The 10,132-nt window shown below is 67.3% G+C and carries 9 protein-coding genes; 1 reads left to right on the top strand and 8 read right to left on the bottom strand.

Going from position 1 to position 10,132, the window contains the following annotated elements; genetic code table 11:
• Positions 1-27: 27 nt before the first annotated feature.
• The gene (locus FWJ24_RS11570; protein ID WP_150287998.1) at positions 28-1,320 is read right to left on the bottom strand and encodes a nucleotide sugar dehydrogenase; all 1,293 of its coding nucleotides are present in this window, start codon (positions 1,318-1,320) and stop codon (positions 28-30) included.
• 159 nt (positions 1,321-1,479) lie between these two features.
• Between FWJ24_RS11570 and nusG the strand changes: the two genes are divergently transcribed.
• Positions 1,480-2,019 carry a transcription termination/antitermination protein NusG gene (nusG, locus tag FWJ24_RS11565; RefSeq protein WP_166443674.1) on the top strand — a complete coding sequence of 180 codons (540 nt, stop codon included), beginning with the start codon at positions 1,480-1,482 and terminating at the stop codon, positions 2,017-2,019.
• Positions 2,020-2,021: 2 nt separating this feature from the next.
• Here the strand turns inward: nusG and modC are convergent, their stop codons facing one another.
• The 7 genes from modC to cydD all read right to left on the bottom strand — a co-directional run.
• Entirely contained in the window at positions 2,022-3,125 is a 1,104-nt protein-coding gene (modC, locus tag FWJ24_RS11560) for a molybdenum ABC transporter ATP-binding protein (protein WP_150287996.1), read from the bottom strand.
• Positions 3,122-3,823, bottom strand: coding sequence for a molybdate ABC transporter permease subunit (gene modB, locus FWJ24_RS11555; RefSeq protein WP_150287995.1), 702 nt, complete (start codon positions 3,821-3,823; stop codon positions 3,122-3,124). Before modB ends, modC begins: the two co-directional genes overlap by 4 nt.
• A gap of 10 nt (positions 3,824-3,833) precedes the next feature.
• Positions 3,834-4,616, bottom strand: coding sequence for a molybdate ABC transporter substrate-binding protein (gene modA / locus FWJ24_RS11550; RefSeq protein ID WP_150287994.1), 783 nt, complete (start codon positions 4,614-4,616; stop codon positions 3,834-3,836).
• Positions 4,617-4,700: 84 nt separating this feature from the next.
• Positions 4,701-5,999 (bottom strand): DEAD/DEAH box helicase, encoded by a 1,299-nt coding sequence (locus tag FWJ24_RS11545; protein ID WP_150287993.1) that lies wholly within the window; start codon positions 5,997-5,999, stop codon positions 4,701-4,703.
• Positions 6,000-6,266: 267 nt separating this feature from the next.
• Positions 6,267-6,971 carry a Crp/Fnr family transcriptional regulator gene (locus FWJ24_RS11540; RefSeq protein ID WP_246155665.1) on the bottom strand — a complete coding sequence of 235 codons (705 nt, stop codon included), beginning with the start codon at positions 6,969-6,971 and terminating at the stop codon, positions 6,267-6,269.
• Positions 6,949-8,697 (bottom strand): thiol reductant ABC exporter subunit CydC, encoded by a 1,749-nt coding sequence (gene cydC, locus FWJ24_RS14815; protein WP_150287991.1) that lies wholly within the window; start codon positions 8,695-8,697, stop codon positions 6,949-6,951. Before cydC ends, FWJ24_RS11540 begins: the two co-directional genes overlap by 23 nt.
• Positions 8,694-10,132 (bottom strand): thiol reductant ABC exporter subunit CydD (gene cydD, locus FWJ24_RS11530; protein ID WP_150287990.1); only part of this gene is annotated, 1,439 nt, incomplete at its 5' end. The genes cydC and cydD, both read right to left, overlap by 4 nt.

Below are 10,132 nucleotides of genomic sequence, written 5' to 3'. Positions count from 1 at the left end.
CCTGCCGGGCTGGCCGGCCGTGCATGCTCACAGGCTCCAGTATTCGGTGCCGGCCGGCAGCCGCGACGGGTCCAGGCAGGATTTCACGTCGATCAGGATGCCGCCCGGCCGCAGCAGCGCGGCAAGGCCGGCCTCACCCTCCTGAAGGAAGGTCCGGTGCGAGACGGCGACCACGAGCGCATCGAGTTCGCGCAGCGAGTCGCGGGGCGCGAGGCGGACGCCATATTCCGCTTCAGCCTCCTCGGCGTCGGCGATGGGATCGTGAACCAGCGGCGCGATCCCGAACGCATCGAGTTCCCGAATGATGTCGGGAACGCGGCTGTTGCGGAGATCGGGGACATTCTCCTTGAAGGTCAGGCCGAGGATGCCCACGCGCGCGCCTTGCGCCCGCCCCTTCCGGATCAGCATCTTGACGAGCTTCGCGGCGATGAATGCGCCCATGCCGTCATTGACGCGGCGCCCCGCGAGGATGACATCCGGATGATAGCCGAAGGTCTCGGCCTTGGCGGTGAGGTAATAGGGGTCGACGCCGATGCAATGCCCGCCGACAAGGCCGGGCGTGAAGCGCAGGAAGTTCCATTTCGTGCCGGCCGCCTCGAGGACATCCTTGGTGCGGATGCCCATCCGCTCGAAGATCAGCGACAATTCGTTCATCAGCGCGATGTTGAGGTCGCGCTGGGTATTCTCGATGACCTTGGCGGCCTCGGCGACCCTGATCGACGGCGCCTTGTGGATGCCGGCGCGGACGACCGAGCCATAGACCGCGGCGACGGTTTCGAGCGTGTCCGGATCGGAGCCGGAAACCACTTTCGTGATCGTCTCGAAGCGATGCTCCGGATCGCCGGGATTGATGCGCTCGGGAGAATAGCCCGCAAAGAAATCCACGCCGAACCGCAGCCCGCTCTCGGCCTCCAGCAGCGGCACGCAATCATCCTCGGTCGCGCCAGGATAGACGGTCGATTCGTAGACGACGATGTCGCCGGCCTTGAGGATCCGGCCAACCGTGCGGCTCGCCGCCAGCAGGGGCCGCAGATCGGGGCGCTTCGAATCGTCGATGGGCGTCGGAACGGCGACGATGTGGAAATCCGCCCGGGCCAGATCCGCGGGATCGGCGGTGAAATGCAGTTCCGCCGCCCCGAGCCGCTCCGGCTCGACCTCGCCGGTCCGGTCGATGCCGCGCTTCAGTTCGGCGATACGTTCCGCATTGATGTCGAAGGCGATGACCGGATGGCCGGCCGCCGCGAAAGCGACCGCGACCGGAAGGCCGACATACCCGAGCCCCGTGACAGAAATCCGCCTTGCGCGTGCCTGCTGCGACATTGATTTTCCCGGATCTGACCGCTATCCGGTCGTCGGTAGAGGCAAATTCCCGTCAGCACAACTCCCCGGATGCCGAGGGCGCCGATCGTCCGGCCTGGCGAATCGGCCCGATGCGGCGATGCTCCGGGGCAGATTTCGAATTGCGGGGCGCGATCCACGATGCTCACAGAGGAGCCGGGCGGTGAACGCTGGTATGTCGTGCATACCCAGCCCAATGGCGAGGCGCGGGCGCTCGACCATCTGCGTCGGCAGGGATTCGAGGCCTATCTGCCCCTGATCCGCAAGCGGCGGCGCCATGCCCGCAAGGAGGAGATCGTCGAGCGGCCGTTATTTCCGCGCTATCTCTTCGTGCGCATCGATATCGACCGCCAGGCTTGGCGGTCGATCCTCTCGACCATGGGGGTTTCGACGCTGATCCGCTTCGGCGAACATCCGGCGCCCCTGCCGCAGGGGGTCGTCCGGGCGCTGCGGGTGCGGCAGGAGGCCGGGCTGCTCGCCGAGCCGGCGCTGGTCGATCAGCTGCGCCCCGGCGATTGCGTGACGCTGCATGACGATCCTTACGGAGACATGATCGCGCAATTCGTGCGGCTCATCGACAGGGAGCGGATCATCGTCCTGCTCGACATGATGGGGCGGGCGGTGCCGACGACGATCAGCGCCAGTTCCGTGAGTTCGGTGGCGCCGGCCGCGCCCCGCTAGGCTCAATCCGCCGCCGGGCGGGCGCCGGCGAGGTCATGCGCGTCGATCGCCACCGCCTTGACGAGCGCCTGGACCTCATCCCCCACAGCCAGCCCGAGCGCGTCGGTCGCAAGCCGCGTGGCGTAGGCCCGGAGCCGGTCGCCGCCCTCGAGCCGGACCGTCACCAGCGCGAACGGCCCCGCATCGGTTTCCAGCGCGACGACCCGCCCCCGGAGCACCGTGCGGATGCTGACATGGCCCGGATGGCCCACCGACAGGGCGACATGCGTGGCGCGGATGATGACCCGAACCGCCCCCGGCGCCTCGATCCGGCCGGGAACGACGATCTGCCCCGCGGGATGGTCGAGCAGCGTGACGCCGTAATCCGGCATGAAGCGGGAAACCGGCGCGGCGAGAACCGAGACGGCGTCGAAACGGCTCGAAGCCTCGGCGAGCGAAGCCGGCGCCAGCACCTCGGCGGGGCTCCCGCTCGCCACGACCCTGCCCTGCTCCAGCCTGACGACGCGGGTGGCCAGCCGCGCGACTTCCTCGACCGCGTGGCTGACATAGATGATCGGAATGCCGAACGCGTCGCGCAGAAGCTCGATGAAAGGCAGGATCTCGTGCTTCCTCTCCGTGTCGAGCGCGGCGAGCGGCTCGTCCATCAGCAGCAGGCGCGGGCTCGTCAGCAGCGCGCGCCCGATCGCCATCCGCTGGCGCTCGCCGCCCGAGAGCGTGGCCGGCCGGCGCCCGAGCAAATGGCCGATGCCGAGAACCTCCACGACCGGATCGAAGGCGATACGGCGCTCGCGCGCCGGCGCGAAGAAGCGGCCATAGGTGAGGTTCGCCCGCACGGAGAGATGGGGGAACAGCAGCGCATCCTGGAACACCAGGCCGATCCGGCGGCGATGCGGCGCCATGCACAGGCCCGCCGCCGTGTCGAGCAGCGTGGCGTCGCCGATCCGGATGCGGCCCGCCTCGGGCCTCTCCAGCCCGGCGAACAGCCGGATCACCGTGGATTTTCCGGAACCGGAGGGGCCGAACAGGGCCGTCACGCCGCTCCCGGCCTCGAAGGCGGCGTCGAGGGTGAAACCATCGCGAGGGAGCCGGCAGGCGAAGGCGATCATCCCAAGCGCGCCTTGCTGCCGCTGCGGCGCGCCAGCCATTCCGACGCGACGAGCGCGCCGAGCGCGATCATCGCGGCGACGATCGACAGCCGGAACGCGCCGGCCTCGCCGCCGGGAACCTGTGTGGCATTGTAGATCGCGGCGGGGATCGTCTGCGTCTCGCCGGGAATGTTGGAGACGAAGGTGATGGTGGCACCGAATTCGCCAAGCGCCTTCGCGAAGCACAGGACCGCCCCGGCGATGATGCCCGGCAGCGCAAGCGGCAGGGTGACCGTGACCAGCGCCCAGATCGGCGCGGCGCCGAGCGTGCCGGCGGCCGCCTCCAGCCGCGCATCGATCGCCTCGATGGCGAGCCGGATGGCGCGCACCATCAGCGGAAAGCCCATCACCGCGCAGGCGAGCGCGGCGCCCGTCCAGCGGAAGGAGAAGACGATGCCCAGATTGGCCTCGAACCAGGCGCCCAGCACCCCTTTGCGCCCGAACAGGACCAGCAGCACATAGCCCGTCACCACCGGCGGCAGGACCAGCGGCAGATGCACCAGCGCGTCGAGAAACACCTTGCCCGGAAAGCGCCCGCGCGCGAGCAGCAGCGCGATCAGGATGCCGGGCGGCAGGCTGGCGAGCGTGGCGACGCCCGCGACGCGGAGACTGAGACCGATCGCCTGCCATTCCTCGGCCGATAATTCGAGACCCAGCACGCCGGCACCCTCATTCCAGGATCAGGAACCCTTCCGCCTCGAAGATACGCTTCGCCGCCGGCGCGGAAAGATAGGCGAGAAAGGACGCGGCGTCCGGATGCCGCGCGCCGGCGGTGACGGCGAAGGGATAGGCGATCGGCGGATGGCTCGCGGCAGGGAAGCTGCCCAGAACCCGCACGCGCGGCTCGGCCTTCGCGTCCGTCGCGTAGACGATGCCGAAGCGGGCTTCGCCACGCGCGACCAGGGCGAGCGCCGCCCGCGCGGTATCGGCCCCGGCGATGCGCGGGGCGACCTGATCCCAGATGCCGAGCGCGCTCAGCGCGGCGCGCGCGTATTTCCCCGCCGGCACGCTGGCGGGGTTGCCCATCGCGAGCCGGTATCCGCCGAGCGCCTGCGCCAGCGGGAAACCGGGGGCGATCGCCAGCGGCGTCGCGGGGCGATCGGCCGGCTCGATCAGCACCAATGTGTTGCCGAGCAGGGTCCGGCGCGTCTCGGCGCGGATCAGACCGCGCTGGCCGGCCCAATCCATCCAATCGGGATCGGCCGACGCGAAGAGGTCGGCCGGCGCACCCTGCTCCAGCTGGCGGGCGAGCGCCGGGGTGGCCGCATAGGCGAAGAGCACGCGCCGGCCGGTCTCCTTCCGCCATGCGGCGGCGATCGCGTCGAGTGCGGTTTGCAGGCTCGCGGCGGCAAGCACGAGCAGCGGCCGTGCCTCGCCGCCGGCGGGAAGGACCGCGAGGAGCCCGAGGCCGGCCGAAGCGATCACAAGCAGGCGGCGCGTTCGATCGGGCATCGGACAGGGTTCTGCATATGCCTCGCGGCCCGGAAGCGACCGGGACTCGAGCGATCCCGTGGTTACGACAAAAGCCTGCCGCCGTCAACCGGCGGCGGCTTCGGCCTGAGGCCGCATGCCCGGCTTCGACCGTCCGGCCCGGCGACGGCGGCGGGACGGCGCCTGCCGCGGCGCGTCGTGGCGATCGGGCGTTCCGCGGCTGTGCGGCCGCGCCGGCTCCGTCACCGCGCGGATCACCGCCGGATCGGGGGCGAAGCCTTCCGGCAGGGCGAGAACCGGCACCGATTGCCGCGTCAGCCTCTCGATGTCGCGCAGATACGGCCGCTCCTCGCCCGAGCAGAACGAGATCGCGATTCCCGCGGCCCCGGCCCGCGCCGTGCGCCCGATGCGATGGACATAGGATTCCGGCACATTGGGCAGATCGAAATTGATGACATGGGTGACGCCGTCGACATCGATGCCGCGCGCGGCGATATCCGTGGCCACCAGCACCCGGCAGGTGCCGGCGCGGAACGCGCCGAGCGCCCGCTCGCGCTGGGCCTGGCTCTTGTTGCCGTGAATGGCGGCGGAATCGATCCCGTCCTTCACGAGCTGCTTCACGACGCGGTCCGCACCGTGCTTGGTCCGCGTGAAGACCAGCGCGCGCCCGATCTCGCGGTCGCACAGCACATGGTAGAGCAGCGCCTGCTTCGCCGCCTGCGGCACCGGCATGACGCCCTGCGTCACGCGTTCGGCCGTGGTGGCGACCGGCGCAACCGCGACCCGGACCGGATCGGTCAGGAACTGGCTCGCCAGCCCCGCGATCGCCTCGGGCATGGTGGCGGAGAAGAACAGGCTCTGGCGCTTCTTCGGCAGCAGGGCATGGATCCGCCGGAGCGGCACGATGAAGCCGAGATCGAGCATCTGGTCGGCTTCGTCGAGCACGAGGATTTCGAGCTCATCGAGCCGCAGCGCCTTCTGGGCGACAAGATCGAGCAGGCGACCCGGCGTCGCGACGAGGATATCGGCGCCGGTCGCGAGCCGCTTCGCCTGGCGGACGACCGGGATGCCGCCGAACACGACATCGATCGACAGATGCATGAACTTGCCATAGGCGCGGAAGCTGTCGGCGATCTGGCTCGCCAGCTCGCGCGTGGGGGAGAGGATCAGCGCCCGGCAGCTGCGCGGCTTCCGCGTGGTGCCGGATTTCCCCAGCCGCTGGAGGATCGGCAGCGCGAAGGCGCAGGTCTTGCCGGTTCCGGTCTGGGCGATGCCGAGCAGGTCGCGGCCGGCGAGCGCGTGCGGGATCGCCTGGGTCTGGATCGGGGTGGGAATGGTGTAACCTTCGCCATCGAGCGCGCGCTTCAGCGGCGCGAGCAGGGCGAAATCGGAAAAACTGGCCAAGGATATGTCTTTCGGGTTCGGCGGCCGCGCGGCCGCCTTGACCGGAACGCGGATCCGCGCACCGGAGAAAAGGCGGCCCGCGTGATGGGGAAGCCGGACAGGGAACGATTGAAGGGGGAAGCCGGCACCCATCGCCTTTAGACGGGCGGGTGCAATCACGCTGCTTCGCTCAAGCGCAGGAGCTGCGCCGACGTTCAGACAGCCTTCTGCGCGTGCTGCGCTGCAATGTCAAGCGCCATGCGCGGGGGACGGGCGATCGTGGCCTGATCAGGCGTCGATCAACCGTCGCAGGTTCGGGATATCGCACAGGAAATGATTGGTGCGGGGCTCGGAAATGAAGCCCTGCCGCTTGAGTTCCGCCATGGTCCGGCTGGCCGTTTCCGTCGTCAGACCAAGAACGGCGCCGAGATCCTCCCGACTGAACAGGTCGCAGCGCTCGCCATCGTCGCGCTCGGTCAGCCACAGGAGCAGCCGAACCACACGATCTCGGGCCGAGCCGGTCGAGAATTCGGTAATCCAGCGATCGGCATTGCTCAGGGCACGATGCCATCGCGCCATCAATTCGTGAAAGAGTTGCGTATTGCTCTGCGAGAGCAAGCGGATGAAATCCACCGGGAGCCGGCAGATTTCGGTGTGGTGCAATGTGATCGCCGTGTGCGGGTACTCGCTCTCGATCAAGGCCTCGAGCCCGATCAGGTCGGTCTTGCCCATAAGACGCACGATCCGCTGTGTCCCATCGGGCAGATATTGCGTGAGCTTGACGAGCCCGTTCCGGATCGTGAACAGCGAAGTTGCCGGATCGCCGGTGGAGTAGATCACGCTGCCCGCGGGAAAGACGGATTGATCAATCGGGCGGTGAAACTTCTCGAAATCATCCTCTTTCAGGCCGGAAAACAGCACTGATCCCCGGATCACGCAGTTCCGGCAATCGGCTGTGCCACTCCATGCTTCATGTAGACCGACGCGTTTCACCTTGAACTCCACCGTCCATCTCAATCGTGCGCGGGATTGGGCCTGATGCAAGGCGCTGCGGGCGTTGCGCGACAAGTTGGCCGGATTCGAGGGAAAAGCATGCATGCATCTTGTCCAGGCCGACAAGCCGATGCGTGAGCAGGAGGATACCCGCCTCGGGATGATCGGCGATGATGGCCTCGATGACGGCCTGTTCCGTCGCCGGATCAAGGCCCTCCGTCGGCTCATCCAGGATCAGAAGTTCCGGACGCCGGAGCAGCGTTCGGGCGAGAAGCAGGCGCCGTCCCTCGCCGCCGGAAAGCGCCTTGCCATGCGCACCAACCCAGGTCTCGAACCCCTCCGGCAGGCCTTCAATGAAGGGCAGGATCCGCGCAGTCCGGCAGGCCTGTTCCAGCGCTCCCGGCGACGCTCCGGGATCGGCCATGAGGAGATTGTCGCGGATCGAGCCGCTGAACAGATGATCATGCTGACCCAGCATGGCAACGTGTCTGCGCAGCTTTTCGCCGGATATTGCGCGGTAATCGGTATTTCCGGCGCTGATCACCCCCTTGCTGGGCTGGTAGAACCGCATCGCCAGGGCGCCGAGCGTGGATTTTCCGGCGCCGCTCGGCCCGAGAATGGCAATCCGCCGGCCGGGGGAAAGGGTCAGGTCGATGTTCCGCAGCCCTCCGGTTCGCGCATCGGGATAACGAAAGCTGACCCCCGAGAATTGGATCGATAGCGGCAGGGGAATTGGTTCCGGCGCAACGGGGTCAGGGACATCCGAAGGGCGATCAGCCAGTTCGAAGACCCGTCGCGCAGAATGCATCAGGATGGGGATCGACTGGATCGCCAAGGGCCAGCCCGCTACGGTGTCGAACAGCGCGAGGCCGAGAAGGGCCAGCATCGGCAGATCTGCCGGCGCCAGCGAGCCTTCGCGAACGGCGGGAATACCCATGCAGAGAAGCAATGGCAGGCCAAGATGCGCAGCGAGTGGAACGGCCGTATTGCCAAGGGCTTGTGTCCGGGCAATCCGGTCCTCGTCAGCCAGAAGTCCGTTTGCGAGAGCAAGAGTCGCGGCGCGATGGTGCCCATCCGGATCATAGACCGCCAGCTCGGCCTGACCATCGACGGTCTCGACCAATGCCGCATTCAGTCGCGGCGTCTGGGCAACCAGGGATCGTTCTGCCCGGCGGCTGGCCGCAAGCAGCGCCGCCGGCAGCAAAACCCCTGACACAACGAGGAGAATCGTCAGAACCAAGGCAAAGTCCGGCCGCTTCAAGGCCAACCAGATCAGAACGGGCACGAGGACGATCAGGCCAGCCAGGACGGGGGAGAGAACCCGCAGGAAACCCAGTTCCATCCGATCGATGTCAGACCGAAGGCGGGTCAGGAGATCAGCCGACCGAAGATCACCGAGATTGGCCGGCGCGGCGCGCTCGATCCGGCTGAAAAGCCAGGGCCTCAGCCGGGCCACGAAGCGCAAGGTCGCCTCGTGGCCGATCAGCCGCTCGCCATAACGGCCGGCCGTCCTGATGATGGCAAAGCCACGGATCAGGGCGGCCGGCGTGAAGTAGTTCATCGTGATGCCCGCAAGGCCGGCAAGCGCCATGCTGGTAATGAACCAGCCGGATGTCGCCATCAGCGCGACATGTGCCCCGGTAGCCACAGCGGAAAGCAGGATCGCGAGCGCCATCCAGCCGGCTTGGGGACGCATCAAGCGGAAGAGGCGCGCCAGGTCCGTCATGCCGGAACCGGACCGACAGGTGGCTCGGGGGCCGGATCCTGTTCGGCGACCCGCCCGGCGGCAAGGGTAATCACCCGATCCGCCAATTGCCGGGTAGATTCGCGGTGTGCGATCAGAATCATCGTCCGACCGGGCTTGAGCGCTGAAATTGCCGTGTGGATGGCGTTCTCGGTTTCAGGATCGAGATGGCCGGTCGGCTCATCCAGCAAAACGAGAAAGGCCTCGCGATAGAAAGCCCGCGCGAGCCCGATGCGCTGCGCTTCCCCTCCGGAGAGAGCATGACCACCAGCACCGATCAGCGTTTCATACCCCGATGGTAAAGCAAGGATGCGCTCTTCGATCCGGGCGCGGCGCGCGGCTTCACGGATCCGGGCAGGATCGGGCTCCGGATCGCCCAGCGCAATATTGGCCGCCACGCTTCCTGAAAACAGGGTGGGCCGCTGTGGGACATAGGCTATGGACCGCCGCCATGCCTCGAGCGAGAAGCTCTCAAGCGGCACATCGTCGATCCGGATCTCTCCGGCCTGCGGAATGGCAAATCCCATCAGCAGCGCAATCAGGCTCGACTTGCCTGAGCCGGACGCACCGGTGAGCGCGACGGTCTCCCCCGCGGCGATCGCGATGCTCACGCCCCGCAGCGCGGGCCGATCCCCCGGATAGGTCAGGTGCAGATCCAGCATCGCGATTGCAGGGGCTTGTTTGAGAGCCCCCGCCTGCGCTGTCCTCCAACCTGTCCGGGCCAGCTCCGGCAGGGCCTCGATGGCGAGAAGCCGCTCGGCGGCGCCGAGCGCCTCCATGCGCGCATGGTAGGCCGCCCCCATCGTGCGCAACGGCAAGTAGAATTCCGGGGCGAGCAGCAGGATGAACAGGCCGTGAAGATAGGTCATCTCGCCCCAAAGCAGGCGGAAGCCAATCAGGACGGCAATCATGGCGATGGAAACCGTGGAGAAGAATTCGAGTGTCAGGGCCGAAAGAAATGCGATCCGAAGAACCCTCATGGTTTCTTGCCGATAGCTTTCCGCAGCGTCTGCGACATGATGTGTCATCCGCCTGCCGGCATTGAACGCCTTGATCGTGGCGAGTCCCTGCATGGCATCCAGAAAATGGCCGGACATGCGCTGAAGCCTGAGCCATTGCCGCTGGTTGAGCGTCTCGGCGCCTTTGCCGATCAGCACCATGAAAAAGGGAATCATCGGCGCGGTCACCAGCAAGGCCAGACCCGAGATCCAATCCAGCGGGGCGATGACGATGAACATGCCAAGGGGCAGGATCGCGGCCTGAAAGCGCGCCGGAAGATACCGCGAAAAGAGAGCTGGCTCGGTTTGTTTGAACAGTTTCGGGGCGTTTCCTAAGTGGATTCCTGCCTCGGTTAGGCCGCCATCGGGATTGCTGGCAGCGCATTGAAGTACGCCTCGTCCGGGGTCAACCGGCCGAG

It is taken from the genome of Rhabdaerophilum calidifontis, from assembly GCF_008641065.1.
Lineage (GTDB): Bacteria > Pseudomonadota > Alphaproteobacteria > Rhizobiales > Beijerinckiaceae > Rhabdaerophilum > Rhabdaerophilum calidifontis.
The sequence above is the reverse complement of the archived record's forward strand: the minus strand, read 5'-3'. Positions and strand labels throughout refer to the sequence as shown.

What these genes read in the sequence shown, in the direction of transcription:
- FWJ24_RS11570 (WP_150287998.1), bottom strand. Translation starts at nt 1,320, where the DNA reads ATGTCGCAGCAGGCACGCGCAAGGCGGATTTCTGTCACGGGGCTCGGG.
- nusG (WP_166443674.1), top strand. Translation starts at nt 1,480, where the DNA reads ATGCTCACAGAGGAGCCGGGCGGTGAACGCTGGTATGTCGTGCATACC.
- modC (WP_150287996.1), bottom strand. Translation starts at nt 3,125, where the DNA reads ATGATCGCCTTCGCCTGCCGGCTCCCTCGCGATGGTTTCACCCTCGAC.
- modA (WP_150287994.1), bottom strand. Translation starts at nt 4,616, where the DNA reads ATGCCCGATCGAACGCGCCGCCTGCTTGTGATCGCTTCGGCCGGCCTC.
- cydC (WP_150287991.1), bottom strand. Translation starts at nt 8,697, where the DNA reads ATGACGGACCTGGCGCGCCTCTTCCGCTTGATGCGTCCCCAAGCCGGC.